At 69.2% G+C, this 25,996-nt stretch carries 27 protein-coding genes; 17 read left to right on the top strand and 10 right to left on the bottom strand.

The features are described from left to right. Nucleotides 1-27 precede the first annotated feature (27 nt). Nucleotides 28-1,170: a Fic family protein gene (locus ACZ6SF_RS21920; protein WP_466064001.1), complete on the top strand. Its 1,143-nt coding sequence runs from the start codon at nt 28-30 to the stop codon at nt 1,168-1,170. A 221-nt stretch (nt 1,171-1,391) separates the two neighbouring features. Next, on the top strand, nt 1,392-2,558 hold the full coding sequence (locus tag ACZ6SF_RS21915) for a thiolase family protein (RefSeq protein ID WP_466064000.1): 1,167 nt from the start codon (nt 1,392-1,394) through the stop codon (nt 2,556-2,558). 115 nt (nt 2,559-2,673) lie between these two features. Here the strand turns inward: ACZ6SF_RS21915 and ACZ6SF_RS21910 are convergent, their stop codons facing one another. Both ACZ6SF_RS21910 and ACZ6SF_RS21905 read right to left on the bottom strand, forming a co-directional pair. Then, nucleotides 2,674-3,225 (bottom strand): C40 family peptidase, encoded by a 552-nt coding sequence (locus ACZ6SF_RS21910; protein WP_449999359.1) that lies wholly within the window; start codon nt 3,223-3,225, stop codon nt 2,674-2,676. A gap of 244 nt (nt 3,226-3,469) precedes the next feature. Continuing rightward, nucleotides 3,470-4,051, bottom strand: a complete 582-nt coding sequence (locus ACZ6SF_RS21905) for a helix-turn-helix domain-containing protein (RefSeq protein WP_466063999.1) — start codon at nt 4,049-4,051, stop codon at nt 3,470-3,472. Nucleotides 4,052-4,145: 94 nt separating this feature from the next. Here ACZ6SF_RS21905 and ACZ6SF_RS21900 point away from each other — a divergent pair, with 94 nt between their 5' ends. From ACZ6SF_RS21900 to ACZ6SF_RS21885, 4 genes are all read left to right on the top strand, one after another. After that, nucleotides 4,146-4,736: a class I SAM-dependent methyltransferase gene (locus tag ACZ6SF_RS21900; protein WP_466063998.1), complete on the top strand. Its 591-nt coding sequence runs from the start codon at nt 4,146-4,148 to the stop codon at nt 4,734-4,736. Nucleotides 4,737-4,913: 177 nt separating this feature from the next. Beyond that, the gene (locus ACZ6SF_RS21895; RefSeq protein WP_466063997.1) at nt 4,914-7,373 is read left to right on the top strand and encodes a CocE/NonD family hydrolase; all 2,460 of its coding nucleotides are present in this window, start codon (nt 4,914-4,916) and stop codon (nt 7,371-7,373) included. A 94-nt stretch (nt 7,374-7,467) separates the two neighbouring features. Next, nucleotides 7,468-8,475, top strand: coding sequence for an adenylate/guanylate cyclase domain-containing protein (locus ACZ6SF_RS21890; protein ID WP_466063996.1), 1,008 nt, complete (start codon nt 7,468-7,470; stop codon nt 8,473-8,475). Nucleotides 8,476-8,596: 121 nt separating this feature from the next. Further along, nucleotides 8,597-8,884, top strand: a complete 288-nt coding sequence (locus tag ACZ6SF_RS21885; RefSeq protein ID WP_449999371.1) for a DUF1330 domain-containing protein — start codon at nt 8,597-8,599, stop codon at nt 8,882-8,884. A gap of 14 nt (nt 8,885-8,898) precedes the next feature. Here the strand turns inward: ACZ6SF_RS21885 and ACZ6SF_RS21880 are convergent, their stop codons facing one another. Both ACZ6SF_RS21880 and ACZ6SF_RS21875 read right to left on the bottom strand, forming a co-directional pair. Next, on the bottom strand, nt 8,899-9,225 hold the full coding sequence (locus tag ACZ6SF_RS21880) for an SHOCT domain-containing protein (RefSeq protein ID WP_466063995.1): 327 nt from the start codon (nt 9,223-9,225) through the stop codon (nt 8,899-8,901). Between the two features lie 12 nt (nt 9,226-9,237). Then, entirely contained in the window at nt 9,238-9,657 is a 420-nt protein-coding gene (locus ACZ6SF_RS21875) for a DUF6325 family protein (protein ID WP_466063994.1), read from the bottom strand. Between the two features lie 180 nt (nt 9,658-9,837). On the opposite strand from ACZ6SF_RS21875, the gene ACZ6SF_RS21870 reads away from it, so the two are divergent. From ACZ6SF_RS21870 to ACZ6SF_RS21860, 3 genes are all read left to right on the top strand, one after another. Then, entirely contained in the window at nt 9,838-10,497 is a 660-nt protein-coding gene (locus ACZ6SF_RS21870) for a GAP family protein (RefSeq protein ID WP_466063993.1), read from the top strand. A gap of 82 nt (nt 10,498-10,579) precedes the next feature. Continuing rightward, nucleotides 10,580-12,133: an FAD-binding oxidoreductase gene (locus ACZ6SF_RS21865; RefSeq protein ID WP_466063992.1), complete on the top strand. Its 1,554-nt coding sequence runs from the start codon at nt 10,580-10,582 to the stop codon at nt 12,131-12,133. 97 nt (nt 12,134-12,230) lie between these two features. Beyond that, nucleotides 12,231-13,187: an aldose 1-epimerase family protein gene (locus ACZ6SF_RS21860; RefSeq protein ID WP_466063991.1), complete on the top strand. Its 957-nt coding sequence runs from the start codon at nt 12,231-12,233 to the stop codon at nt 13,185-13,187. 27 nt (nt 13,188-13,214) lie between these two features. On the opposite strand, the gene ACZ6SF_RS21855 is transcribed toward ACZ6SF_RS21860, so the two are convergent. Further along, nucleotides 13,215-13,829 carry a class I SAM-dependent methyltransferase gene (locus tag ACZ6SF_RS21855; protein ID WP_466063990.1) on the bottom strand — a complete coding sequence of 205 codons (615 nt, stop codon included), beginning with the start codon at nt 13,827-13,829 and terminating at the stop codon, nt 13,215-13,217. Nucleotides 13,830-13,892: 63 nt separating this feature from the next. Here ACZ6SF_RS21855 and ACZ6SF_RS21850 point away from each other — a divergent pair, with 63 nt between their 5' ends. The 7 genes from ACZ6SF_RS21850 (at nt 13,893) to ACZ6SF_RS21820 (ending at nt 18,610) form a co-directional block, all read left to right on the top strand. Continuing rightward, nucleotides 13,893-14,339 carry a helix-turn-helix domain-containing protein gene (locus ACZ6SF_RS21850; protein WP_466063989.1) on the top strand — a complete coding sequence of 149 codons (447 nt, stop codon included), beginning with the start codon at nt 13,893-13,895 and terminating at the stop codon, nt 14,337-14,339. A 142-nt stretch (nt 14,340-14,481) separates the two neighbouring features. After that, the gene (locus ACZ6SF_RS21845) at nt 14,482-15,087 is read left to right on the top strand and encodes a molybdopterin-dependent oxidoreductase (protein WP_466063988.1); all 606 of its coding nucleotides are present in this window, start codon (nt 14,482-14,484) and stop codon (nt 15,085-15,087) included. Further along, nucleotides 15,084-15,812, top strand: coding sequence for a ferredoxin reductase (locus ACZ6SF_RS21840; protein ID WP_466063987.1), 729 nt, complete (start codon nt 15,084-15,086; stop codon nt 15,810-15,812). Before ACZ6SF_RS21845 ends, ACZ6SF_RS21840 begins: the two co-directional genes overlap by 4 nt. A gap of 2 nt (nt 15,813-15,814) precedes the next feature. Next, complete coding sequence (locus ACZ6SF_RS21835; RefSeq protein WP_466063986.1) at nt 15,815-16,156, top strand: DUF6510 family protein; 342 nt, start codon at nt 15,815-15,817, stop codon at nt 16,154-16,156. Beyond that, a complete protein-coding gene (locus tag ACZ6SF_RS21830) occupies nt 16,153-17,439 on the top strand; it encodes a metal-dependent hydrolase family protein (RefSeq protein ID WP_466063985.1) in 1,287 nt (428 codons plus the stop codon). Before ACZ6SF_RS21835 ends, ACZ6SF_RS21830 begins: the two co-directional genes overlap by 4 nt. 397 nt (nt 17,440-17,836) lie before the next feature. Then, nucleotides 17,837-18,061 carry a hypothetical protein gene (locus ACZ6SF_RS21825; protein WP_466063984.1) on the top strand — a complete coding sequence of 75 codons (225 nt, stop codon included), beginning with the start codon at nt 17,837-17,839 and terminating at the stop codon, nt 18,059-18,061. Nucleotides 18,062-18,109: 48 nt separating this feature from the next. Next, entirely contained in the window at nt 18,110-18,610 is a 501-nt protein-coding gene (locus ACZ6SF_RS21820) for a hypothetical protein (protein ID WP_466063983.1), read from the top strand. A gap of 24 nt (nt 18,611-18,634) precedes the next feature. On the opposite strand, the gene ACZ6SF_RS21815 is transcribed toward ACZ6SF_RS21820, so the two are convergent. From ACZ6SF_RS21815 to ACZ6SF_RS21805, 3 genes are read right to left on the bottom strand one after another with little or no spacing between them, the layout of a single operon-like run. Next, nucleotides 18,635-19,861 (bottom strand): cytochrome P450, encoded by a 1,227-nt coding sequence (locus tag ACZ6SF_RS21815; protein WP_466063982.1) that lies wholly within the window; start codon nt 19,859-19,861, stop codon nt 18,635-18,637. Continuing rightward, entirely contained in the window at nt 19,858-20,091 is a 234-nt protein-coding gene (locus tag ACZ6SF_RS21810) for a ferredoxin (protein ID WP_466063981.1), read from the bottom strand. The genes ACZ6SF_RS21815 and ACZ6SF_RS21810 overlap by 4 nt, the downstream gene beginning before the upstream one ends. 3 nt (nt 20,092-20,094) lie before the next feature. Continuing rightward, nucleotides 20,095-20,748, bottom strand: coding sequence for a DUF4097 family beta strand repeat-containing protein (locus tag ACZ6SF_RS21805; RefSeq protein WP_466063980.1), 654 nt, complete (start codon nt 20,746-20,748; stop codon nt 20,095-20,097). Between the two features lie 215 nt (nt 20,749-20,963). Here ACZ6SF_RS21805 and ACZ6SF_RS21800 point away from each other — a divergent pair, with 215 nt between their 5' ends. Beyond that, complete coding sequence (locus ACZ6SF_RS21800; protein WP_466063979.1) at nt 20,964-24,152, top strand: BTAD domain-containing putative transcriptional regulator; 3,189 nt, start codon at nt 20,964-20,966, stop codon at nt 24,150-24,152. On the opposite strand, the gene ACZ6SF_RS21795 is transcribed toward ACZ6SF_RS21800, so the two are convergent. Then, nucleotides 24,136-24,897: an ABC transporter permease gene (locus tag ACZ6SF_RS21795; RefSeq protein WP_466063978.1), complete on the bottom strand. Its 762-nt coding sequence runs from the start codon at nt 24,895-24,897 to the stop codon at nt 24,136-24,138. The two genes, ACZ6SF_RS21800 and ACZ6SF_RS21795, sit on opposite strands and share 17 nt — an antisense overlap. After that, the gene (locus ACZ6SF_RS21790; RefSeq protein ID WP_466063977.1) at nt 24,894-25,838 is read right to left on the bottom strand and encodes an ATP-binding cassette domain-containing protein; all 945 of its coding nucleotides are present in this window, start codon (nt 25,836-25,838) and stop codon (nt 24,894-24,896) included. The genes ACZ6SF_RS21795 and ACZ6SF_RS21790 overlap by 4 nt, the downstream gene beginning before the upstream one ends. Nucleotides 25,839-25,996 lie beyond the last annotated feature (158 nt).

The raw sequence follows: 25,996 nt of genomic DNA, 5'->3' as shown, positions 1-25,996 counted from the left end.
ATGATTACGTCAACCTATCGTGGGTGAATGCTGTTTTCCGTCCCGGCGCTTACCGGCCACGACGAACGGGTGCTGTCCGAGGTCGATGATATGAGAGAAAGTCTGCGCCATCAGCTGCAGAAGGTACCGGCTCGAAGGGCGGGTGGACTGCGGAAGTTCCTCACCGCCGATGCGGTGGCAGCGTCGAACTCCATCGAAGGCTTCAGGGTCGCCACTGTGGATGTGGAGGACCTGATGGCCGGGGAGCGCGATGTGGACGTTTCGGAGGAGAACCGGGCCGAGACCCTCGCCTACGAGCAGATGATGACCTACATCCAGACATTGCACGATGCCGAGGATTTCGCCTTCGGAAAGGGTCTGCTCAATGCCCTGCACTGGATGCTGCAGGGGCACCGGCACTCGCACCGAAAGCCGGCCGGGCAGTGGCGACACGGGCCGGTCTATGTGACCGACGCCCGAGATCCCAGTATCGCTGCGTACACAGGTCCCGATGCCGAAGCGGTGCCCGGGCTCATGGCCGAGTTGGTGGACTGGCTGAATTGTGATGACGGCTCGCATCCGTTGGTCCGCGCCGCTATGGCACATCTGCATCTCGTATCGATCCATCCGTGGGCCGATGGAAACGGACGAATGTCGCGCTCACTGCAAACGTTGATGATCGCGCGGGAGGGGGTGCTCGCGCCCGAGTTCTCCTCCGTCGAGGCATGGCTCGGCCGACCCGGCAACACCTGGGAGTACTACCAGGTCCTGCAGCGACGGGGTAGCAGTTATCGGCCGGATCAGGATGTTTCGGAATGGATCCGATTCAGCCTCGTCGCATACCACCAGCAGGCGCAGACTGTGCACGCGCGTGTCATCCGGTCGGGGCGGGTCTGGGAACGGCTGGCCGACTTCGCGGCCGGTGAAGTGCTGGACGAGCGTTTGGTCAGTGCCCTGCACGATGTCGCGATGTCGGGCCGGGTTCGCCGGGGTCGCTACGAGCAGAACGAAGCCCTGAATCTGCAGCAGGCTCAGCGGGACCTCCGTGACCTCACTCGCCGAGAAATTCTGGAACCGGTGGGCCGCACCCGGGCCAGGTACTACGTTGCCGGTTCCCGCTTTCCCCGCGAAGTCCTGGAGGTCGCCCGGACGCCGGCCACGCTCGCCGATCCTTATTCGGGCGCGGGATGAGATCGCCCGGCCGTATAGCCCGAGGGGTGAGGTAGGGGTTCGGTCATGACCGGTCGGTCGGTCACCCGCGACAGCGGGGCGCTGGTCACCGGCTGCGATGGCCGGTACCCGGCCGTGGAGTCCGGCGCGACGGGCTCTGGTCCCGAGATGCGAATCCGTGTTAACTTAGCATCGAACGGTCATTAACTTGACCGGCCGGAACGAGCATTTCAGGAGGGACTATGCAGTCCGCCGTCATCGTCGATGTGGTTCGCACGCCGTCCGGGAAGGGCAAGATGGGCGGCGGGTTGTCGGGGGTTCATCCCGCGACCCTGCTCGCCGGAGTGCTCGAGAAGCTGATCGAACGCAACGACCTCGACCCCGCGCTGGTCGACGATGTCGTGGGCGGCTGCGTCACGCAGAGCGGGGAGCAGGCGTTCAATATCTCCCGCACGGCCGTGCTCGCCGCCGGATTCCCGGAATCCGTGCCCGCCACCACGGTGGATCGGCAGTGCGGTTCCAGCCAGCAGGCGGCGCATTTCGCGGCCCAGGGCGTGATGTCGGGCGCCTACGATATCGCGATCGCCTGCGGTGTGGAGTCGATGAGCCGGGTGCCCATGTTCTCCAACGCGCAGGGTCAGGACGCCAATCGCGGCCCGATCGCGCACCGGTATCCCGAGGGGCTGGTGCAGCAGGGGATCGCCGCGGAGATCCTGGCCGCACGGTGGAAGTTCGACCGGGCCACCCTGGACGCGTTCGCGGCGCGGTCGCACCGGCTGGCGGCCGAGACCGCGGCGGCCGGTGGCTTCGACAACGAACTGGTGGCCGCCGGTGAACTCACCGCCGACGAGACCATCCGGGCCGGGTCCACGCCGGAGAAACTGGCGGGCCTGAAACCGGCCTTCGCCGATGAGCAGTACACACAGCGGTTCCCGGAGATCGAATGGTCCATCACGCCGGGTAACTCCTCGCCGCTCACCGACGGCGCCTCGGCGGCGTTGATCATGAGTGAGCAGACGGCCTCGAAGCTGGGGCTGCGGCCGCGGGCGCGGTTCCATTCGTTCGCGGTGGTGGGCGACGATCCGCTGCTCATGCTCACCGCGCCGGTTCCGGCGTCGAAGAAGGTGCTGGACCGGGCCGGTCTGAGCATCGACGATATCGACGCCTACGAGGTCAACGAGGCGTTCGCGCCGGTGCCGCTGGTCTGGCAGCACGAACTGCGCGCCGACCCGGAGAAGCTGAACCCCCGCGGCGGGGCGATCGCGCTCGGGCATCCGCTCGGCGCCTCGGGGGTGCGGATCCTGGCCACCATGGTCAACCATCTCGAGCAGACCGGGGGCCGTTACGCCCTGCAGACGATGTGTGAGGCGGGCGGCTTGGCCAACGCCACCATCATCGAACGTCTCTGACCCCGGAAACGGATATACCGCCCGGTATCTGCCGGACGGTATATCCGTTGCGCCGTGGGCCCGTGGCTGTGGTCTGGGCTTGCCGCCGGTAACCGGGGCCACGACGCGGCCCGTGTCAGAAGCGGCGTGCTCCGACCACGGGCGAATAGGACATCGGAGAGATTTCCACCGTCGACGTGGCGGCGTGGATCACCTGACCTTCCCCGGCATACAGGGCGGAATGACCGCCACCGCTGTAGGAGATCACATCGCCGACACGTAGTTGATCCAGTGGAACCGCTGTCCCGGCCGAGAGCTGGGACCAGCTGGTGCGCGGCACTTGGACGCCCGCCTGCTGGTATGCCCACTGCACCAGCCCGGAACAGTCGAAACTGTTGGGTCCGGTGCCGCCGGTGACGTAGGGCGCCCCGAGTTTGCTGCGTGCCGCCGCGACCGCGAGGTCGCCGGTGGCAGGGGCGGGGGCGGTCTGCGGGATGGGAGGGAGGCCGAAACCGGGGAACCCGGCCGGCAACGGGAGTTCATCGGGAACTTCGAAGGTGCCGAGGCCGGGCACGCTGACCGGCTTGGCCTGGGCGGGTGCGGGAGTGATCGTTCCGAGAATGGCGCCGGCCGCGGCGGCGAAAATGGCCAATGCGGCACAGCGCTGACGTATCGGTACAGAATCCATAATTGCGGTCCTCCGTGCTCAGGTCGAGCGCCGGTGGATCACAACGACTTTCACCGCTTCCGCGCGGTGGATATTCACCGACTGCTCGAACAGCGTTGGAAATGCACCACAGCTATATGTCGGTCCTGCAAACCCGGGAAGCCATATTTCGCGTTATCGCGCGCTGATCCGGAAACGACACGGCCGCCCGCGATAACGAAAAGATAACTATCGGCGTTCTCCCTGCGTAATGGCCGTATTCGGATTACGACGGGCGATACCGCGCCTTGATGTGGAACCGCTCGCCCTGCGGGCCGTAGATGCTGAGATATTCCACCGGGTTCTCGTCGGCGTTACCGAACCAGTGCGGGAGATGGGTGTCGAATTCGGCGACCTCGCCCGGCATCAGGGTCATATCCCGGTCGCCCAGGATGAGGCGGAGTTTGCCGTTGAGTACGTAAAGCCAGTGGTAACCCTCGTGGGTGCGCGGATCGGGTTCGGCGGAGGCGCGGCCGGAGAGGATCTGTTTGTAGGCCTGCAGGCCGCCCGGTTTACGGGTGAGTGGAATGAAGGTCTGCCCGCCGCGGGTGACCGGTCTGGTGTGGACGCGCGGATCGCCGGTCTCGGGCGCGTCGACCAGCTCGTCGAGCGGAACATGATGAGCCTTGGCCAGCGGCAGGAGTAGTTCGAGGCTGGGCTTGCGCTGCCCGGACTCCAGCCGTGACAAGGTGCTCACGGGGATCCCGGTGACCTCGGAGAGGGCCGCCAGTGTGGTGCCGTTGCGGCGGCGCAGGTCGCGCAGGCGCGGACCTATGGCGTTGATGACATCGCCGAACTCCGGATTCATCCCTCTATTGCAGATTCGGCAAATAAATTTGTCAAGTTGCCGGGTTTTCCGGATGCTGGGTGGCGACCCCTCGACGAGAGCAGGAGAAACAGGCATGGACCAGCGGTTCTGGGACGATATGTACAGCGAGAGCGGCCAGAAGTTCAGCGGCCTCCCCAACGACGCGCTGATCGCGGAGGTGACCGGGATGACACCCGGCCGGGTGCTGGACCTCGGATGCGGCGAGGGCGCCGACGCCTACTGGCTCGCCGAGCAGGGCTGGCAGGTGACCGCCGTGGACATCTCCCAGGTGGCCCTGGATCGGGCGTCGCCCGGGCATCCGGAGATCACCTGGAAACGCGCCGACATCACCACCGACCCGCTGCCCGCGGGCGCGTTCGATCTGGTCTCGGCGCACTATTTCCCGATCGTGCGCGAAACCGATCACGCGACCGTGCGCGGTCTGCTCGACACCGTGGCGCCCGGTGGCACGCTGCTGTTCGTCGGCCACGACCCCACCGAATTCCCGCCGCAGCACGAACACGAGCAGCGCTTCGACCCCTACGCCTTCTACGCGCCCGCCGAGATCCGCGCGCTGCTCGGCGACGACTGGACCGTAGAGGTCGAGGATCGGCGCGACCGCAACCGCCCGGCCGCCGGCCATCAGATCAAGGACCTGGTCCTGCGGGCGCGTCGCGCGAACTGAACCCGTTCCGGCGGAGCGTCTTTCGCCGCCGGACCCCCGGCCTCCCCTGTGATCCCCGGTCCCGCCGGAACTCTCGTTCCGGCGGGACCGCGCGTCGGTACCCGATCCGGCAAGAGCATGTTGCTATCGTCGGCGGCACCTGTGCGCGAAACCGGACCACGAGGTGGAGGTTTTTTCATGCGGCTGTACCGGGTTCACGGGATCGCGGCCGCGTCCGCCGGAACCGTGATGGTCCTGACCGCTGTCCTGATCCTGGTGCTACCCGGCCACCGGCCGGTGCACCGCGACACCACACCCGCTGTCTCCCCGGCGGAGATGGCACAGCAGTGGACCGAGACCCACGACGGTCCACAGCCCTACCCCGAGGTGCATATCGACAAGGATGTGCACCTCACCATGAGCGACGGGGTGGTGCTCAAGGCCGATGTGTACCGGCCCGCGCACGCCGGCGATCAGGTGGAGACCAAACCCCTGCCCACCATCGTCACGATGACGCCCTATTCGAAGATGATGAGCAACCTCATCGATTCGGCGATGAACAATGCCGAGGCGCAGCGTTTCACCATGGACCTGGTGCGCCGGATCAACCTGTCCGGCACACCGATCAGCGGCTTCGAGGATCTGCTGCACGCGCTGGACGGCGGCACCGTGGCCACCGTGCTGGGACTGGACCGCAAACTGGTGCACGGCGGATACACCGTGGTCTCGGTGGATGTCCGCGGAACCGGTCAGTCGCAGGGGTTGTGGGACACCCTCGGGGCCCGGGAGCAGCTCGACACCCGGGAGGTCATCGAATGGTCGGCCGCGCAACCGTGGTCCAACGGCCGGGTCGCCATGAGCGGCGGCTCGTACTCCGGGATCAACCAGTTGCGGGCCGCCGAGAACGCCCCGAAACCGCTGCAGGCCATCTTCCCGGTGGAACCGGGCAGCGATCTCATGCGCGATGTGGTGGCCCCGGGTGGCGGTGTGGGGGTGACCTTCCTGCCGCTGTGGCTCAACCAGGTGAATCAGGCCAAGCTGATGCCGGATTTCCAGGCCATTCTCAACGGCACCTTCGACTGGCAGTGGCTGCGGGACAGATTGGCCGACCCCGCGACCAACTACGATCTGCTCGCGCAGTCACTGCTCACCCCCTCGCTGCGGAATATGCCGCCGACGCTGGCCGCGGCGCTGGACGACGACAGTCCGTTCCGGCAGGGGATCATGGGACAACCCGAGAAGATCACCGTGCCCACCTTCGTCTACGGCGGCTGGCACGATATCTTCGCCAACAGCGCGACCACCCTCTACAACGACATCCCGCTGCCGCCGGGCCGTAAGCAGTTGCTGGTCGGCGATACCTATCACGCCAATCCCGGTGCGGGCACCGGGAACCCGGGCTCGCCGCCGCGCCTGGATGTGCTGCAGCGGGCGTGGTTCGACCACTGGCTCAAGGATGTCGACAACGGCATCACCGGATACGGGCCGGTGATCGTGTGGGAGCAGGGCGGCGGCTGGGTCGTGCTGAAGGAGTTCCCGCAGCCGGGTATGACCCACCGGCGGGTCTATCTGTCCGCCGACCCCAGCGGTTCGACCGACGCCAGCCTGCACGACGGGTCGCTGATCCCCGAACCCGGGGCGAAGGATCAACTGACGGTGGCGCCGGGCCTGTCGACGGTGTGCTCGCGGGATACCGCGCAGGGGTCGGCCGGTTTGGCGGCGGTGATCGACGCGTGTGCCAAGGATTCCCGGATCGCCGAACTCGGCGCGCTCACCTTCACCAGCGCCCCCGTGGCCGAGCGGACCGTGCTGTCGGGTCCGATCAATGTGCACCTGAACACCGTCCACGATGCCTCCGACGGCTACTGGAGCGTGACGGTCAACGATGTCGCGCCCGACGGCGCGTCCAAAGTCCTGAGCACCGGCCAGCTCACCGCCTCGCTGCGGGCCGTCGACGAAGCGCGCAGCACGCGCTCACCGAACGGCGACCTCACCGCCCCGCACAACCCGATCACGCTGGACAGCGTGCTGCCCGTGACCCCGGGCGAGCCGGTCGCGCTCGATATCGCGGTGATCCCCACCCAGGCGGCCCTGGAACCGGGACACCGGCTGCGGCTCGATGTCTTCGCCGCCAACGCGCCCAAGGCGCTGGCCTTCCGGCCCATGCTCAACGACACCGAGCTCAAACCGCAGCATCTGGCGCTGGACCCGTCCGCGCCGAGCTTCATCAACCTGCCCACCGATCGCCCGTTGTTCCCGGAACCGGCCCCCGCCCCCGCCCAGGCCCAGGTACCACCCGCACCCGCGCCGGGGCAGGTGCCCGAGTCCGGGACCACCCCGTCTCCCGAATCCGGGCCGGCCCCGGTGCCCGGAGCGGATGCGGAGCCCACCACGCCGAGCCCCGGAATACCCTCCGAACCCGCGAACACCGGGACACCGCCGGTGCCGGATTCCGGGCCCGCCGCGCCGCCGCTCGCGGAGACCCCCGCCCCCGCAGCGCCGTCCGCGCGCCCGGAGACACCGAACCCGCAACCGGCCCAGGCGCCCGCACCCGCCCCCACTACGCCTCCGGTCGCGCCGCGCGTCACCGTCCGGCCGGTCGAACCGCCCGCCGAGATCCCGGTTCCCGACGCCGGTCCGGTGGCCTCGGCGCATTAGGGCGCCCCGGCCCGGACGAGGAACATGACGCAGATCACCGGCCGATAATTCGAGGTCGCGGTCCGGGAGACGGGCGCGTCGTAAGGTTTCGGCCATGGTGTCGTCGCGGGACAGGTCAGAATTGGTGCGGACGGCGGCGGAGGAGCATCTGCTCTCCGGCAGCCGCCGCTACAACCGTCGCGAGGTGGCCGAACTGGCCGGGGTCACGCCGGAGACGGCGCGGCGGCTGTGGGTCTCGCTGGGTTTCCCCTCCAGTGACAGCGACGACGCCCGCGACTACACCGATGCCGATATCGCCGCGATCCACCGGTTCAAGGAGGTCGGCGCCCTGGCGTCCGCCGATATCCGGCAGCAGGCCGCTACCGCGCGCACCATCGGCCAGACCCTGGCGCGGCTGGCCGAATGGCAGGTCGATCTCGTCGTGAAGGAGATCGACCGGCGGATCGCCACCGCCGAACCCGGGGCGGACCCCGACGAAGTCGTCCGCACGGCGACCGCCGAGACGGTGGAACTGATCGAAACGCTGCTCTCCTACGCGTGGCGGCGTCATCTGGACGCGGCGCTCACCCGCCAGCTGGAGGAGACCGGGCCCACCCACGATTCGACCCGGACCCTGGCCGTGGGGTTCGCCGATATGGTCGGCTACACCCGCCTCACCCGCCACCTGCACCCCGACGAGCTGTCCACGCTGCTGGAGGCGTTCGAATCCACCACCACCGCCGCGATCGCCGAGAACGGCGGCTGGGTGATCAAGAACGTCGGCGACGAAGTGATGTTCGCGTCCGAGACCCCGGCCGTCGCGGCACGGATCGCGCTGGAGATCCAGGAGTCCACGATGACCGTGGGCACCACCCCGGAACTCCGGGTGGCGCTCGCCTACGGTCCGGTACTGCAGCGATTCGGTGATCTGTACGGGTCCACGGTCAATATGGCCTCCCGGCTCACCGGTGTCGCCCGGCCGGGCACGATCCTGGTCGACGACGGCGCGGCGGCCGAACTCGCCGACGATGCCGAGTTCAACATCAAGAACCTGCGCAGCGTCCGGGTCCGCGGGTTCAACCGGCTGCGGCCACATCTGCTGCGCCGCAACGGCAAGAGCTGACAGCCGGCGCGGATCACCACTTCCCGTTTCACGATATGGGATTTCCGTAATCGTAAACAGGGTTATGGGTATGGTCGTCGGGGAGCCGGCCGCGGCTCCGCTGTGTGTGAAGGAGACCAGGATGGCCAAGGGCTATGTCATCGTGACCGAGTCGATCAAGGACCCGGCGGGTATGGCCGAGTACGGCAAGGCGGCGGCGAAAGCGATGGCCAAGGGCGTCACCGTGCTCGCGATCGACACCAAGCCCCAGGTTCTCGAAGGGGAATGGCCGGCCACCCAGACGGTGGTGCTGGAATTCGAATCACCCGAGGCCGCGCGGGCCTGGTACGACTCCGAGGAGTACCAGGCCGCGATCCCGTTGCGCCAGGCCGCCGCGGACTGCAACGCGGTGATCGTCAACGGGCTGTAGCCCCGAGCGGGCGGTCAGCCGAGCAGCTGCGCCTTCGCGGCGGCGAACTCCTCGTCGGAGAGCGCACCCGATTGGTGCAGCTGCCCGAGCTTCTCCAGTTTGGCGACCATATCGTCGCCACCCTGCGCGGGCGCGGCCTGCGGGGGCGGTGCGTACTGCTGCGGCGGGGGCGCCGCGTAGGCCTGCTGCTGTTCGGCGTAGGCCTGCTGTTCGGCGCCGCGCCGCTGGGCGCGCCGGTCGAACGCGTTGGTGGTGGCGCGGGCCGTACCGGCCACGACCGCGGTCCGCGCCATGGTGCCGAGCAATCCCGGCCGGCCCACCCGTCCGCCGCGAAAGACCATCGGATTCCCCTCTCAGGATGCGGCGAGCGCCGCTTCCACGGCGTCGCGCGGGATCTGGACGTGCAGGGCGAGTTCACCACCGGCTTCGGCGACCGTCGCGCCGAGCCGGCGGGCCCAGGTCTGCTCGTAGACCACAACCACCGCCGACGTGCCCGGTTCCATGGTCTCGCGCACGATATCGAGGTCGGCGTCGCTGACCAGGCCGCGCGGATCGACATCGAGGCCGTCGAGACCGACGTCGGCCAGTGATTCATCCACCTCGAGCTGCAGGATATCGCCGCCCTCGGCCTTTGCGAGGTAGATCAGATCGATGATGGTGGCGTCCCGATTGGCCACCACCTCCCGCAGCGCGTCGACCACCGGAGTCGCGATCCGGCTACCGGGAAATGCCAGTACTGCCAGTTCGACGGGGCCCAGGCGCTCATTCGTCATACCCGCCACCCTCCGCCCGGGACCGGTGCGTTCGCCTCATCCGATTCGGGTGAAACCGCCGCGGCCGCCCCGCTCACCCGGTTCGGGTGAGGCGCCCGGGCGACCCGCGCGCGACAGTCGTGAGCGCGGGCCGGTCGGGCTCCGCGACTGCGCGGCGTGCGGCCGAGACGAGGAGTCGGTATGAGCGACCTGGCGCGGCAGCTGCTACCGGAGGTACTGGGTCTGCTGGTGACCCCCGGCGCCATCGCCGGCTGCATTCTGCTGCTGCGATCGAGCCGGCCGGTGCGCAACCCACTGGTGTTCGGCAGTGCCTTCGTCTTCGTCTATCTCCTGATCGCGCTCTCGGCGCTGCTCGGTGGCGCCACCGGCGAGGGATCGACCTCGCACCGCGCGTCGGCGGTGGTGGGTCTGCTGATCGGCCTGCTGTTCCTGGCGGGCGGGGCCGTGATCGCCTTCCGCCGCCCCCGGCGCACCGGCAACGGGCGGCCGAGACTGCTGGACGAATTGCGTGACGCCGGACCGCGACGGGTGCTGGTGGCCGGGCTCGGTCTCGCGGTCATCAACCCGAATCTGTTCATCATGATGTCGGGTATGAGCGTGATCGCCAGTTCGCATGTCGGGCCGGGGCGGGCGTTGCTGGCCACGGCCGTCCTGCTCTTGGCCGCGGCGCTGGATTTCCTGATTCCGATCGGGGTGTACCTGGCGCTGGGCGATCGGGCCCGCGCGGGACTGGAGCGCGCGGAGCAGTGGATCCTGGCGCACAGCCGCGGCATCGGTATGGGCGTGCTGTTCGGGTTCGGTGCGCTGTTCACCATCCGGGGAATCACGAATCTGACCTGATCCGTCCGCGTTTCGTGCCGGGAGACTTCCGCCGCGAGGCTAGGGTGGGGTGCCGATCGTGACGCCGCACCAGGGAATTCCGATGCCACTGTCTCGCCGTCGTTTCCTCGCCACCACCGCGCTGACCGCTGCCCTGAGCGCCCCGGGGATCGGGACCGCCCGCGCCGAGCCCACCGTCGTCGCCGGTGGGGCCGACTATCGCGCGCTGACCCTACGCGGCTACAACCGCCGATTCGTGGCCCGCCCGCAGCGTTTTCATGTCCCGGCCTCCGCCGAGGAGGTGCGGCGTGCGGTGGCGCGGGGGGTGGACGAGGGGTTGCGGATCGCGGTCCGCTCCGGCGGGCACTGCTTCGAGGGTTTCGTGGACGATCCGGCCAATCAGGTGATCGTCGATCTGAAACGGTTGCGCGATATCGGCTGGGACGCCGAGCATCGCGCGTTCTCGGTGGGGCCGGGCGCCACCATGGCGGACGTGTACACCGGACTCGCCCGCTGGGGAGTGACCGTGCCGGGCGGTATCTGCAAGGCCGTCGGCGCGGGCGGCCATATCATCGGCGGCGGATACGGGCCGCTGTCCCGGCGTTTCGGGCTGATGGCCGACCATCTGTACGGCGTGGAGGTCGCCACCGTGGCCGCCGACGGCGCGGTGCGCCTGACCACGGCCACCGCCGACGGGCCGAATCGGGATCTGTGGTGGGCGCATACCGGCGGTGGCGGCGGGAATTTCGGTGTGGTGACCCGCTTTCTGCTGCGTTCGCGGGATTCCGATGGATCGGCGCCGGAATCGGCGTTGCCCCGGCCGCCGGCGACCGTACTCACCGGCCGGCTCGATCTCCCGCTGACCACCGAGGATTCCTTCGTCCGCTTCATGCGGAACTACCTCGCTTTCTACGACACCCACCGCGAGCCCGGTAACCGATTCGCCGGGCTGTACGCACCCGTGCAGTTCCGGCCCCGGCTCACCGGGACCGGCGAGATGCTCATCCTGGACAGCGGTGGTGATCCGGACGCGCACAACCGGATCCGTGAATTCGTCGATACCGTCACCGCCGGGGTACTGCCGGGCGCGGTGGTGCATCCGGTGGTCGAGGCGAGCTATGCCGACACTGTCGCGAATACCTACTATCCGGGCACCGATATGCCGCCGCGGGTCAAGACGAAGGCCGCCTATCTGCGACAGCCCTATACCGACGACCAATTGCGCGCCTGCTACCGCAATCTCGCGTCGCCGGAGTTCATCGGCGAATCGGCGCTGGAGTTCCTGCCGTTCGGCGGCGCGATCAACGACCGCGCCCCCGACGCCACCGCGATGCCGGCCCGGGATTCGTTCATGAAGATGCTCATCCACGCGGCGTGGCGGCTCCCCATCGACGACGAGCGGCATATCCGGGTGGCGCGCCGCCTCTACCGCGAGCTCTACGACGGCACCGGCGGGGTCCCGGTGCCGGGCGAACGCGACGGCGGCAGCTATATCAACTATCCCGATCCGGATCTGGCCGATCCGGCCCACAACACCTCCGCGACCCCCTGGTCCACCCTGTATTACGGCCCGAACTATCCGCGGTTGCAGCAGGTCAAGGCGCAGTGGGACGCGGGCGGAGTGTTCCGGCACGCCCTGTCGATCCGCCCGGACTGATCGGGGCCGCCGGACAGTGCACGTCCGGCGCGGACGCGCGGCTCGCCGCCGGGCCGGGTCGTCGCGGGACGCGGCCACCGGACTCTAGGGTGGGGGAGTGACCGCCTCCGAGTTCACCGCCGCCGGGACCACCGCGACCGGTCGTTCGATCGTTCTGGAGTCGGCGGGGGTGCGCGCCGAGATCGGCACGGTCGCGGCCGTACTGCGGAGCCTCACCGTCGGCGGTGTCGCGGTGGCCGAACCGCTGGCCGCCGGGTCGGCGCCGCCGATGGCGTCGGGGATCGTGCTGGTGCCGTGGCCCAACCGGGTTCGTGATGCCGTCTGGACACTCGACGGCAAACCCCAGCTGCTGGATATCACCGAGGTGTCCCGGTCCAACGCGATCCACGGGCTGCTGCGCAATACCGACTACGAGGTGCGGGAGCACGCCGCGGCCTCGGTGACCCTCGGCGCGCTCGTCCCGCCCCAGCACGGCTGGCCGTTCCTGCTCGATACCTGGGTGCGTTACGAGTTGCGCCCGGACGGGCTGGCGGTGACCCACGGGGTGGTGAACCACGGCGACCGGCCCGCGCCGTACGCGGCGGGCGCGCATCCGTACCTGCGGGTCGGCGGTTTCCCGGTGGAGCGGCTGGAACTGACCGTGGCCGCGGACACCTACTACGAGCTGGACTCGCGGATGAATCCCGTCGCCGCGCATCCGGTCGCGGGTACGCCCTACGATCTGCGCGCCGGGGTGGTTCTGCGGGAGCTGACCCTCGATACCCCCTTCGGGGGTGTGGAGCCGGGCATCGCCGCGACGCTGACCGCGCCGGACGGGTCCTCGGTATCGCTGGTCCACGGCGACGGGTGGCACTACCTCCAAGTCTTCACGGCCGCGGATTTCCCCAGGCCCGAGGGGCGCGGGCTCGCTGTCGCGCTGGAGCCGATGACCGCGCCACCCGATGCCTTGAACTCGGGCGAGGGCCTGCGCCGGATCGATCCCGGCGCGAGCTGGGAAGGCGGCTGGTCGATCCGCTACGTGCCCGCCGGCCCGGACGGCGCGCGATCCCGCTGACCCTTCCTCTCCGCGGCCGCGGTCCTGTCAGGGTTTGAAGGCCAGCACCTGCACCGTGCTGCTCGGGCCCCGGTGATATCGCCCTTCGCCGATTTCGCGGTCGACCTCCCGGCAGTGCTCGAGACGCAACCCGGACAGATCGCGCGAGAGTTCGGCGGCGGTCGGCAGCGCGTCCGCGAACGGCGGTCCGCCGATTCCGGGCCGGGTCAGTTGCCGCGGCGTATAGGCCTCCAGGACGAACGCCCCACCCGGGCGCAGGGCCCGGACGCAGGCCGCGTGCAGGCCGGGGCGCAGCGCGGACGGTACGTGCGCCCAGATGGAGACGATGCCCGCCCACCGGGAGTCACCGAATTCATAGGCGGCGAGATCGGCGACCACCGTGTCGACGGTGACCCCGTGCGCCGCGGCGAGTTCCCGGGCGTTGGCCAGGCCCACCTCGGACAGATCCACCGCGGTAACCGGATGCCCGCGCCCGGCCAGGAAGACCGCGTTGCGGCCCTCGCCTTCGGCCAGGCACAGGACCGGGCCGTCCGGGATCCGGTCCGTGACTTCGCGCAGATAGTCGTTGGGGTCGGTGCCGTAGGACTCGAACGCGCGCGTGTAGCGCTCGTTCCACAGTTCGGCCTGGGTGCGTGTTTCCATCGGTCACCTCTCGGGGTCGGTGCGGGCTTGACGGCCCACCCCACTGTGCAAGTTAATGTGAACATGAAGTCAAGCCCGGACGGATCCGCCGAGCGGGACACCGCCACCTATTCGATCGGCGAGGTGGCCGGCCGCTTCGGCCTCGCGACCCATGTGCTCCGGCACTGGGAGTCGGTCGGCCTGATCGCCCCCGCGACCCGCGTCGGCGGCCGTCGCCGCTATCAACGGGCACACCTGGCCCGGGTGGCGATGATCCTGCGCAGCAAACAGATCGGTCTCACTCTCGCCCAGACCGGGGACCTCCTCGATGCCTGCGACGGCAGGGGGCGCCGGCGCATTCTGGAATCGCAGCTCGATGCTCTCGACGCGCAGATCGCCCGCCTGCGGACCTCCAAGAACCTCATCGCCCACGTGCTCACCTGCCGCTACGAGGACTTCACGCAGTGCCCCCGTTTCCAGGCCGAGATCATCGCCGCCGTCACCGGGGAGGAGGCCGGCTGCCCGTCGTAGCGAGGAACGGGCACCGCGATACCGATCCGCGCTGTGTGCCCTGCTTGACACCTGCCGCCCGGCACTGAATATTGGCTAACTGTCGGCTACTGGCCGTGACTGTGCCGGAAACGCTCGCACCGCTCCTGGACAGGAGACAGGGATGCCGGATTTCTCGCCGGGTTTCGGTGGCCGCCGCCGGGCCGCCGCCGTCGATACCCGCCTGCCGCCGGGCCAGTACCTCACCGAGGATTTCCCGGTGCTCTCGGCCGGTCCCACACCCGTGGTCCGCACCGGCAACTGGACATTCACCATCGTCGCCGAAACCGGTGCGAAGGTGGTCTGGGATTGGGCGCGGTTCCGCGCGCTACCCCAGGAAACGCCCCATGTGGACATCCACTGCGTCACCCGCTGGACCAAACTCGACACCGACTGGCAGGGGGTCTCGGTCGACACCCTGCTCGAGGAGATCGAGACCCAGGCCGACTACGCCCTGATCCGGGCCCACGGCGGCTATACGACCAATATTCCGCTCGAGGACCTCACCGGCGGCCGGGCCTGGATCGTGCACAGCTACGACGGCCGTGAACTCGACCCCGAGCACGGCGGCCCCGCCCGCCTGCTCGTCCCGCACCTGTACTTCTGGAAATCCGCGAAATGGGTCGAGGGGATCACGCTGCTCGACGAGGAGATACCCGGATTCTGGGAGTCGGCCGGCTACCACGATTACGGTGACCCGTGGCGCGAACAGCGATACCGGGACGATTGACCGCGCCGCCGCGCTGGCTGCCCGCGGAACTGGTGCGCGCGACGCCGGAAGCTCCCGGCGCGCGCACCCTCACCCTGCGCGTCGCCGGCTGGCCGGGACATCTGCCCGGACAGCATCTCGATGTGCGGCTCACCGCGCCCGACGGCTATCACGCCGAGCGCAGCTACTCCCTGGCCGCACCCGCCGACGGCGACGATATCGAGCTGACCGTGCAGCGGGTGCCCGGCGGTGAGGTGTCCTCCTATCTGGTGGACGATCTGCCGGAAGGCGCGTTCGTCGAGGTCCGCGGTCCGGTGGGCGGATGGTTCGTCTGGGAACCCGCCGACCGGCCGGTGCTGCTGATCGGCGGCGGCGCGGGGATCGTCCCGCTGATGGCGATGCTCCGGGCCTACCGGAGGGCCGGCAGCCGCGCTCCGCTGCGCCTGATCTATTCCCTGCGCGATCCCGGTCTGCGGTATTACGGCGCCGAGCTGGACCGGCCCGACCAGGGCGACGTGCGGATCGAGTACGTCTACACCCGCCGGGCGCCCGCGGGGTCCGGGCGGCCCGCCGGCCGGCTCGGCCCGGCCGATCTCCGGGCCGGTGGTCTCCCCGCGGGCCCGGAGACCACCTGTTATGTCTGCGGGCCCACGGGTTTCGTGGAATCGGCCGCCGCGCTGCTGGTGGCCGCCGGGCATGCCGCGACCGCGGTGCGCACCGAACGTTTCGGACCGAGCGGAGGGTGACAGTGCCGACCCAAGACGATTCCGGCCCGCACGGCCCCGGCCCGCACTATGCCGGCGGCCCCGACCATCTCGGTGCCGACCATCTCGACGGCAACGCGCTGGCCGGGCCGCTGTCGCGGATCTTCGCCGTCGATATCACGGTCCACGACTGCCGTTGTGGATTCTGCGGCCACACCGCCCCGCTGGCGACCGCGCTGGTCTACACCCGCTGCCCGGGCCGGGTCGCGCGTTGCGCCCGGTGTGCCCGGGTCCTGTTGCGTATCACCGAGACACCCGGCGGTACCTGGTTCGACCTCGGAGTCGGTGTGGCACTGCGGCTGCCGGCCGAAACGGCCGCGCCGTGAACGCCACGGCGCCCGCGCTGCTGCTGCACAACGCGCGGCTGATCGACGGCAACGGTGGCGAACCGGTCCGCGACGCCGCGGTCCTCATCCGCGACGGCGTATTCGTCTGGGCCGGTCCGCGTGGCGCGGCCCCCGACCCCGGCGACGCGCAACCGGTGGACCTGCGCGGCAACGCCGTCTGCCCCGGATTCTTCGACTGCCATGTGCATTTCGCGCTGCCCGGCACCAAGGGCACCCTCTACGACGGCCTCGCCCAGCCCGCCTCCTACCGCACGCTCGCTGTGCTGGACCGCCTCCGGGTGACCCTGCACAACGGTGTCACCACCGCGCGCGACCTCATGGGGATCGACACCGGATTCCGTGACGCCATCGACCACGGTCTCATCGAGGGCCCGCGACTGCTGGTAGCGATCGATATGTTGAGCCAGACCGCCGGGCACGCCGATTTCACCCTGCGCTCCGGGTTCGACCCCACTCCGTACCTGGCCGCCGCCGAGGCCCCGTCGTACCGGGTGGACACCGTCGACGAGATGCGCCGCACCGTCCGCCGCCTCATCGCGCTCGGCGCCGACGTGATCAAAGTGGCCTCCAGCGGCGGGGTCACCAGCCCGAACGACCGCCCCGAATGGCTGGGTCTGCATCCCGACCTGATCCGCGCCGCGGTGGCGGAGGGCAGTGCCTACGGGGGGATACCGGTCGCCGCGCACGCCATCGGCTACGCGGGTATCCGGGCGGCGGTCGAAGCGGGGGTGCGCAGTATCGAGCACGGCTACGCCCTCGACGACGAACTCCGCCGGCGCATGGCCGGTCAGGGCACGTTCCTGGTGCCGACACTGCTGGAAACCATGCACGATCTGGATCCGCACCGCACCTCACCGGCCGCGTACCGCAAAAGCGTGCACTGGCACGAGGTCGCACAGCGGGCGGTCGGCGAGTCGGTGGCCGCGGGGATCCCGATCGCGGTAGGCACCGATGCCGGGCTGAGCCCCGATCACGGTACCAACCTCGCCGAACTCGGCCTCCTCGTGAAATTCGGCGGGCTCACCCCCGCCGAGGCGATCGTCGCCGGTACCCGCACCTCCGCCCGCCTGTGCGGACTCGGCGATCGACTCGGCACGGTGGAGGCCGGTAAAACCGCCGATCTGGTGGTGGCCGAGGGCAACCCACTCGACGATATCGAGGCGCTGGGCGATCCGGCCAAGATCCTGCTGGTGCTGAAGGAGGGGGTCGCGGTGGTGGATCGCGGCGGATTCCTGCCCGGCGCGCCCCGCCCGGACCGGTAACCGGGGTTGGCGGAACTGCGCCACGAACCGATCCTCGCGGGACCCGGATTCCCCATGCCCGCCTCCACCCCGGCCGGACCGGGCATACTGGAGTGGCGTACACAGGGGTGTGGCGAAATATTCTGCCCGCCCGCTCGTTCCGGCAACTGCACCGTCGCAGGGCCGGTATCCGTCCATCGATTCCGGCAGGATGCCCGGGACCTGCGAAAGTGTCCGGTCCGAGACGGCGACGATGCGCCCCCGGGCGCGTAGACGTAATCTTGTACCCAGAACTACTCGTGGCTAAACCAGTGTTCCGGGTGGACCGGGGCCCACGGGCAAGTAGGGAGTGTCATTGGACCTCGAAGAAGCGCGCCGGTTCGCGGCAGGGGTATGGAAAAGAGCGGATCTGTCCCAGATGGAACGCTTGGCAGCCGTGAAGGCCGACGCGCACGCACGCGGCAAGGAACCGTTCGATCTCGATCGGCTGGAAACCCTCTGCGACACCAGCGATAACGGGCGTACGGACCCGATATCGTGGCGGCAGCGCCGATTCGAGCTGATCTACTACAGTCACCCGGAAATGATGACCATCGAGGATCTGGCCGAGCACGTCACCAAGACCTACGGCTGGAGCCGCTGACGGCTCGGCCCGGTGCTCGAAAGTCGTTGCGCTGTCTACAGTGACAGGGTGGGCTTGGAGTGGGTGGCGGTAGTCGGGACCTTGGGTGGCGCGTTCCTGGGGGCGGCTTCCACGATGCTGGTCGAATCCCTGCGGGCGCGCCGGGAACGCGCGGTCCGGATCGAGGAGACCCGGCGCCAGGTCTATGTGCGCTTCCTGGCGGCGCTGACCCAGACCGACAGCGCGCTACAGGCTCTGGCGATCGAGGGACCCACACCGCTGGCGCGGGCCGCCGCCACCGCGGCGTTCCGCTCCCATCAGCTGGTGGCGGCGATGTACGAACTCGAACTGATCGCACCGAAGTCCGTCTGTGACCGCGCCCGGCCCGTCTACGAGCGGCTCCGGGATATCCGGGAGGCGATGATCGCCGAAGCCCTGGTTGTCGGGCCCGCGGAATCCGGCTCGGCCCGGTGGCGGGCGGTCCACGAGCCGTTCCTGGACGCACTCGGCGCGCTGAGCGCCGCCATGCGCGCGGAGCCGGGCGAACTCGCCCGACTCCGCGACCGCTGACCGGAAGTATTCCGCCGCCGGGGATCACCCGTCCGTATCGGCCCAGGTGACGGGCAGCGCGTGCACACCGTAGATGTTCATATCGGTGCGCAGCGGCACCTCCCCGGCGGGGACAGCCAGCGCGAGCGTGGGGAAGCGGCGCAGCAACCCGGCGAAACCGGCCCGCATCTCGATCCGGGCCAGCTGCTGGCCGAGACACTGGTGGACGCCGTGCCCGAAGGACAGGTGGCCGCGGGCCCGGCGGTGGACATCGAGGGTGTCCGGGTCGTCGAAGCGACCGGGGTCGCGGTTGGCGGCCAGCAGCGAGATGACGACGGTGGACCCCGCGGGGATGATCTCCCCACCGAGTTCGATGTCCTCGGTGGCGTAGCGGTAGAAGATATCGGCGACCGACAGATAACGCATGAGCTCCTCGACCGCGTCGGGCATCAGGTCCGGATCGGCGCGCAGTTCCGCCAGCTGTCCGGGGTTCTCCAGAAGTGCGAAGGTCCCCAGCGACAGCATGTTCGCGGTGGTCTCGTGACCGGCGAGCAGCAGCAGGAAGGCGACTCCGGTGAGCTCCTCGATACTCAGATCCGCGTCGCGGGCCAGATCCGACAGGATGTCCTCACCGGGTTCGGCGCGTTTGCGGGCGACCAGTCCGGCCAGATACATGTTCATGGCGCCGAACGCGGCCATCTTCTCCTCGAGTTCCTGGTCCTTGATCAGGAACTTCTCGGAATTGGCCTGGAAGGTCTCCCGATCCTCGTAGGGGACGCCGAGCAGTTCGCAGATCACCAGCGAAGGCACCGGGAGCGCGAACTCCTTCACCAGATCGATCGGCGGTGTGAGCCGCGACATCGCGTCCAGCTGCCGTTCGGTGATCTCGACGATGCGCTCCTCGAGCGCTTTCATGCGCCGGACGGTGAAGGCGCCGGTGAGCTTGCGCCGCAACCGGGTGTGCTGCGGCGGGTCCATGGCGATGAACAGGCCCGGGATCTGCGGGGACGGTTCGGTGGCGGCGGGGATGCCGGGAGTCTCGTAGGGCACGTGCAGGACACCGATGTCCTGACGGGAGCTGAACCGGGTATCGGCCATGAGCGCGCGGACCGCGTCGTAGCCGGTGACCAGCCAGCCGTTGTGCCCGTCGGGGAAGACCAGGGGAGACACCGGGCGCGTTTCGCGCAGCCGGGTGATCTCGCGGGGCGGGTCGAAGGGACCGGCATCGCGATCCATGGGCAGGCCCTGGGGGATGGAAGTCGTCTCGGTCATCGGATGTTCCTTTCGTGGTGGTGGGTGGACCGGCCGGCGGCGCGGAGGATGATCGCACCGGCCGGGCACATCCCGGCGGCTTCACGGACGGCCGGTTCCTGTCCGGGTGCGGGGGTGGTGGTCGAGATCAGCACGCGGCCGTCCGTTTCGTCCTGGTCGAAGACATCGGGGGCGGTCAGTACGCACATTCCGGCGCCGATACAGCGCTCCCGGTCGATATCGATGTCCATCGGTTACCGCTCCGGCCGGACGAGGGCGTCGGCGTGCCGGATGACGACGTTGCCGTAGGCGCTGCGGGCGTGGACCCGGACGGTGTCGCCGGTCGTCGCCTCGACCGGCTGCATCAGGTTCTGCACGGTCCCCTGCGTGGCGTTCACTTCCAGCCACGCGGCGCTGCCGGGCCGGATACCCACCTGGAGGTCGCCGTAGGAGGTCTCCAGGCGCAGCTCGCCGCGCACCGCGTCCTCGATGCGGATATCGCCCTTGGCGGTTTTCGCGGTCACCGCGCCGCCCGGTCGTTCGACGACGATCTCCCCGGCCGCGATATTCAGCTCGCTGCGCTGGAGTTCGCCGACACTCACCAGGCGGCCCACACCGGCGGTGGCCTTCAACCGGGAGCCGGTGGGCACCTCGACGGTCACCTCGATGGACGGGTTACCCCCGAACGGGGCGTAGGTCCGCCAATCCTTCGGGGTGTGCACGGTCAGGACACCGGCGGTGAATTCGGCGCGGGTCTGCCCGGCGGCGCGGACATCGGCCCGGTTGGACTCGTCGGTGGGCCGGATCCGGACCACGGTGTCGGTGCGGTCGGAGGCGATCACAGTGACCTCGCCCGACATCACGTCGATGGTGGCGGTGATCGGATCCGGGGTGGTGAAGGTGGTCATCGTGGTTCTCCTCGGTAGCGGGGTCTGCTGCCGGCGGTGGTGCCGTGCCGGTGATGAGAGAAACTTTCGCCCGCCGCCCTGATACCGCCCTGACAGCGATCTGACATCTCCTCTGATACGGCGTTTTCCCTGCTCACGAGGGTTGGTTCGGCGGTTCCCGGTGGTGGTCGCGGGGCTGGGCACCGCCCGGTGGCCGTGCACGGCAGAATGGTCCGGTGCAGATCGGATTGCTCGGACCGCTCGATGTCCGGGCGGATGCAGGTGAATCGGTCGAGATACCGGGTGTCCGGCTTCGGGCGTTGTTGATCGCGCTGGCGCTGGAACCCGGACGGGTGGTCCAGAAGGCGACACTGGTCGATTGGATCTGGGGGGAGCAGCCGCCCGCCGATGCGGCGAACGCCCTGCAGGCCCTGGTGTCCCGGTTACGCCGGGTGCTCCCGGACGGAGTGCTCGAGGGGCAGGCCGGCGGCTACCGGCTGGCGGTGCGGCCCGATGACGTCGACGCCGTCAGATTCGAACAGCTGCTGGAACGCGCCCGCGGCGGCGACGACGCGCGCCGGGCCCCGCTGCTGGGGGAGGCCCTGGAGTTGTGGCGCGGGACGCCGATGCAGGATGTCGAGGTGCGCGACAGTGCGGCGGTCGACGCGGTGATCACCCGGCTCGAGGGGATGCACCTGGCCGCGCTGGAGGACCGGTACGAGGCGGAGGTCCGGCTCGGCAAGGGCGCGGACCTGGTGGCCGAGCTGACCGAACTGGTGTCCCGGTTTCCGGTCCGGGAACGGCTGGTCGCCGCGCTGATGCGGGCGCTCGGCGCCGCGGGCCGGGGCACCGAGGCGCTCACGGTGTACCAGCGTGCCCGCGAGGAACTCGCCGACACCCTCGGCGTGGACCCCTCGGCGGAGCTCTCCGAACTGCACGTCGCGTTGCTGCGTGGCGAAGTGGGCGCCCGGGATACCGAACGCCGGACCAACCTGCGCGCCGAACTGACCGAATTCATCGGTAAATACGCCGATATCGCCGCGGTCCGCGACCTCATCGCGGGCCATCGCCTCACCACGCTCACCGGACCGGGCGGGTCGGGGAAAACCAGGCTGGCACTGGAAACCGCGCGGACCCTGCTCGACGATCTACCGGACGGCGCCTGGGTGGTGGAACTGGCATCGCTGGGCGCGAGCGGGGATATCGCCCGCTCGGCCCTCGCCGCGTTCGGCCTGCGGGACGCGCTGCTGGGCGGGGCGCCCGACGCGGAACCGATCGACCGGCTCATCGCCGCGATCCGCGACCGCGAAACCTTGTTGATCCTGGACAACTGCGAGCATGTGATCGAATCCGCGGCGGCGTTCGCGCACCGGATCCTCGGGGAATGCCCGCGGCTGCGGATTCTCGCGACGAGCCGGGAACAGCTCGGTATCACCGGTGAGGCACTGTGGCGGGTGCAGCCACTGGAACTGCCCGGCGCGGACGCCGACACCGCGGCGATCGAATCATCCCCGGCCGTGCGACTTTTCCGCGACCGCGCCCGAGCCGTGCATACCGACCTCGGCGCCGACGACCGCGTCATGGCGGCCATGGCCCGGGTCTGCCGCGCCCTCGACGGAATACCGCTGGCGATCGAACTGGCCGCGGCCCGGTTGCGCACCATGTCGCTCGAACAGCTCGCCGACCGGCTCGACGATCGATTCCGCCTGCTCACCGGTGGCAGCCGTACCGCGATCCCGCAGCACCGGACGTTGCGCGCGGTGGTCGACTGGAGCTGGGAGCTGCTCACCGACGCCGAACGCCAGGTCCTGCGCAGGCTGTCGGTGTTCTCCGGCGGCGCGAGTCTGGAAGCGGCCGAACGGGTCTGCGCGGAACCGAGCGGCGAGGGCGGCGGCGCGCGGGACATCGAACCGTGGGAGGTTCTCGACCTGCTGACCTCCCTGACCGAGAAATCGCTGCTGGTGACCGGCGCGGCACCGACCGGGTTCCCCGGCACGGCCGACGGCGAGCCGCGCTATCGGATGCTCGACACCATCAGGCAGTACTCACGCGACAGGCTGGTGGAATCAGGGGAGGATGAGGCCGCGCGCCGCGCACATCTGGCGTACTGCGTCGAATTCGCCACCACCGCCGAACCACATCTGCGCCGGGCCGAACAGCTGGAGTGGCTGGCCCGGCTCGAAGCCGAACACGACAACATCGGGGTCGCGATGCGTGGGGCGCTCGCCGCCGGCGACGGGGCCGGAGCGCTGCGGCTCGCGGCGGGCGCCGGCTGGTACTGGTGGCTCGGCGGGCACAAGGCCGAAGGCACGGAGCTGGTCAAGGCCGCCGCCGATATGCCCGGCGACGTGGATGACGATATCCGGGCCATCGTGTACGGGCTGGTCGTACATTTCGAGAGTTCCGGGCGCAGTGGCGAGGCCCAGGTGCAGGAATGGATCCACAAGGCCTATCGGTTCGGCCGGGGCCGGCGGTCCGGGCATCCGACGCTGGCGTTCACCGGTGCGCTGGAACGGATGCTGGCGGGTCCCGATCAGTTGCTGCCCGCGTTCGAACCCCTGGTCACCGATGACGATCCGTGGGTCCGGGCGCTGGCCCGGCTGCAACTGGGTAAATTGCGCACTGTACTGGGTCACGGTGGGCGGGAGGCCGATGACCATCTCGCGGCGGCCCTCGCCGAGTTCCGGGCGCTGGGTGAGCGGTGGGGGATGTCGTTCGCATTGAGCGAACTGGGTGACCGGATGGGCATCCGCGGTGATTTCGCCGGTGCGTGCGAACTCTACGACGAGGCGATCGCGGTGGTCACCGAGGTCGGCGCGGTGGAGGACGCGGTGCGGATGCGGGTGCGCCAAGCCCAGCTGTACCGGATGCTGGGTGATTCGGATGCGAGCGCGGCCGCGATGGACGAGGCACAGAAGTGCGCGGACCGGGCCTCGTGGTCCACTGCCCTGGCCGAACTCGCGCTCGGTAAGGCGGAACTGGCGCGCTGGACCGGCGATACCGCGGAGGCGCTTCGGCAGATCGAGGTCGCGACCACAGCCCTCGGCGAGGAGGCCGGCCAACCGCATAACGCTGCGGCGATCCACGATCTGCTCGGATACCTCGCCGACGAGATCGGCGATGCCCGCGCACACCACACCACCGCGTTCCGGAAGGCCGTCGAATCCGGCCATGCGCCCCTGATCGCCGGGATTCTGGTCGGTATAGCCGATCTGGCGCTGCGATCCGGGCAGAACGAGGAGGCGGCACGGCTGCTCGCGGCGAGCGCCACCGTTCGCGGCCTGCCCGATCTGTCCCGTCCCGATATCGCCCGGATCGAGCGGATCGCACGAGATCGCCTCGGCGAAGCGGGCTTCACCGAGGCGATGGCGGAGGGTGCGCGGGCGAGCTGGCCGGAGCTGGCCGAGACTACGCTCGCTTGTTGAACGTCGACCGCGACCACAGATAACCGAGAATCGCGAACCCCGCGCACCAGCCGAGCGCGGCGGCGGTGTACCCGCCGGACGGGTTGCCGCCGAGGAATCCCCGCAGGGATTCGATGATCGGTGTGAACGGCTGATACTGCGCGAACTGCCGCACACCCTGGCCCATCTTCTCGGCCGGGACGATCGCGGTGCTGAGGAACGGCAGCATGATCAGCGGCACCACGCCCATCCCCGCGGATTCCGGGGTCTTGGCCGCCATCCCCAGCGCGACCGTCAGCCAGGACGCCGCGAACGATGTGGCCGCCAGGATGCCCAGTGCCCCCAGCCAGTCGAGCGCGGTCGCCGGAGGCCGGAACCCCAGTGCGAACGCCACGGCGAGGATCGCCACGATCGCCACCGCGTTGGTCAGGATGGTGGCCGCGACATGGCCGGTCAGGACGGCGCCCCGCGAAACGTCCATGACCTTGAACCGGTTGATGATGCCCTTGGACATATCCGAGCTCACCGCCACCGCGGTCCCCGACAGTCCGTAGCTGATGGCCAGCAGCAGCATTCCCGGCGCCGCGTAGTCGATGTAGTCGCCGCCGACGTCGAACGCGCTGCCGAATACGTACACGAAGATCAGCATCATCACGACCGGCATGAACGCTGCGTTGAACACCGTGACGGGTGTGCGGGCGATATGTTTGAAGTTGCGGCGCAGCATGATCGACGAATCGGCCAGCGGCGCGGTGAGGGTGCTCATGATGTGGTGACCTCCGTGGTCGAGTGTCCGGTGAGAGCGAGGAAAACGTCGTCGAGATCGGGGGTGTGCACCGAGATCTCGGCCGCCTCGAGCGTGTGTTCGTCGAGCCGGTCCAGAATGCGGCGCAGCGATTTCGATCCACCGTCGCCCGGTACCCGCAGAGTCAGGGATTCGTCGTCGCGGGCGCCGTCGGGCAGGATCCGGGCCGCGATGTCCAGTTCACCGGCCCGGGTGAACCGCAGTCCGATATAGCTCCCGGGTATCTGCCGTTTCAGTTCGTCGGCGGTGCCTTCGGCGACGATGCGGCCCTGGTCCAGTACCGCGATCCGGTCGGCCAGCTGATCGGCTTCCTCCAGGTACTGGGTGGTGAGGAAGATCGTCACACCCTCGGAGGTCAGGTCGCGCACGATCTCCCACATGGTGCGCCGGCTGCGCGGGTCCAGCCCGGTGGTGGGTTCGTCCAGGAAAACGATCTCCGGCCGGGTGACCAGGGTCATCGCCAGATCCAGTTTCCGGCGCATGCCACCGGAATAGGTCGCGGCCCGCTTACCCGCCGCATCCGCCAGTTCGAACCGGTCCAGCAGCTCGGTCACCACCCGCTTGCGGTCGCCACCCCGCAGCCGGTGGATATCCGCCATCAGCTCCAGGTTCTCCCGGCCGGTCAGCAGGTCGTCCACCGCCGCGAACTGCCCGGTGACCCCGATCGACGCCCGCACCGCCCTGGTCTCGGACGCGATATCGCGCCCCGCGACCGTCGCGCTGCCACCGTCGGCCTTCAACAGGGTGGTCAGGACGTTCACCGTCGTCGTCTTCCCCGCCCCGTTCGGGCCGAGCAGGGAGAAAATCGTGCCGGCACCGATGGTCAGATCGATACCGTCGAGGACCGTCTTGTCCCCGTATGCCTTCCGCAGCCCCGAAGCCGCGATCGCTGTGGTGTTCATGGGAACACTGTCGGCGGCGCCCCTGATACGAAGCTGACGCCGGCCTGATACGTACGCCGCCGGCGGGGATCGCGCGGATCGGCCGGATCCGCGTTCCCCGGCTCACAAGACGGTGATCTCGACCTCGGGCATCGTTTGCGCAGCACCTTTCGCGAGGC

The organism is Nocardia sp. NPDC049935 (genome assembly GCF_055586645.1).
The sequence above is the reverse complement of the archived record's forward strand: the minus strand, read 5'-3'. Positions and strand labels throughout refer to the sequence as shown.

Coding starts and splice junctions, on each gene's coding strand:
- ACZ6SF_RS21920 (WP_466064001.1), top strand. CDS start 28: ATGCTGTTTTCCGTCCCGGCGCTTACCGGCCACGACGAACGGGTGCTG.
- ACZ6SF_RS21915 (WP_466064000.1), top strand. CDS start 1,392: ATGCAGTCCGCCGTCATCGTCGATGTGGTTCGCACGCCGTCCGGGAAG.
- ACZ6SF_RS21910 (WP_449999359.1), bottom strand. CDS start 3,225: ATGGATTCTGTACCGATACGTCAGCGCTGTGCCGCATTGGCCATTTTC.
- ACZ6SF_RS21905 (WP_466063999.1), bottom strand. CDS start 4,051: ATGAATCCGGAGTTCGGCGATGTCATCAACGCCATAGGTCCGCGCCTG.
- ACZ6SF_RS21900 (WP_466063998.1), top strand. CDS start 4,146: ATGGACCAGCGGTTCTGGGACGATATGTACAGCGAGAGCGGCCAGAAG.
- ACZ6SF_RS21895 (WP_466063997.1), top strand. CDS start 4,914: ATGCGGCTGTACCGGGTTCACGGGATCGCGGCCGCGTCCGCCGGAACC.
- ACZ6SF_RS21890 (WP_466063996.1), top strand. CDS start 7,468: ATGGTGTCGTCGCGGGACAGGTCAGAATTGGTGCGGACGGCGGCGGAG.
- ACZ6SF_RS21885 (WP_449999371.1), top strand. CDS start 8,597: ATGGCCAAGGGCTATGTCATCGTGACCGAGTCGATCAAGGACCCGGCG.
- ACZ6SF_RS21880 (WP_466063995.1), bottom strand. CDS start 9,225: ATGGTCTTTCGCGGCGGACGGGTGGGCCGGCCGGGATTGCTCGGCACC.
- ACZ6SF_RS21875 (WP_466063994.1), bottom strand. CDS start 9,657: ATGACGAATGAGCGCCTGGGCCCCGTCGAACTGGCAGTACTGGCATTT.
- ACZ6SF_RS21870 (WP_466063993.1), top strand. CDS start 9,838: ATGAGCGACCTGGCGCGGCAGCTGCTACCGGAGGTACTGGGTCTGCTG.
- ACZ6SF_RS21865 (WP_466063992.1), top strand. CDS start 10,580: ATGCCACTGTCTCGCCGTCGTTTCCTCGCCACCACCGCGCTGACCGCT.
- ACZ6SF_RS21855 (WP_466063990.1), bottom strand. CDS start 13,829: ATGGAAACACGCACCCAGGCCGAACTGTGGAACGAGCGCTACACGCGC.
- ACZ6SF_RS21850 (WP_466063989.1), top strand. CDS start 13,893: ATGAAGTCAAGCCCGGACGGATCCGCCGAGCGGGACACCGCCACCTAT.
- ACZ6SF_RS21845 (WP_466063988.1), top strand. CDS start 14,482: ATGCCGGATTTCTCGCCGGGTTTCGGTGGCCGCCGCCGGGCCGCCGCC.
- ACZ6SF_RS21825 (WP_466063984.1), top strand. CDS start 17,837: ATGGAACGCTTGGCAGCCGTGAAGGCCGACGCGCACGCACGCGGCAAG.
- ACZ6SF_RS21815 (WP_466063982.1), bottom strand. CDS start 19,861: ATGACCGAGACGACTTCCATCCCCCAGGGCCTGCCCATGGATCGCGAT.
- ACZ6SF_RS21810 (WP_466063981.1), bottom strand. CDS start 20,091: ATGGACATCGATATCGACCGGGAGCGCTGTATCGGCGCCGGAATGTGC.
- ACZ6SF_RS21805 (WP_466063980.1), bottom strand. CDS start 20,748: ATGACCACCTTCACCACCCCGGATCCGATCACCGCCACCATCGACGTG.
- ACZ6SF_RS21795 (WP_466063978.1), bottom strand. CDS start 24,897: ATGAGCACCCTCACCGCGCCGCTGGCCGATTCGTCGATCATGCTGCGC.
- ACZ6SF_RS21790 (WP_466063977.1), bottom strand. CDS start 25,838: ATGAACACCACAGCGATCGCGGCTTCGGGGCTGCGGAAGGCATACGGG.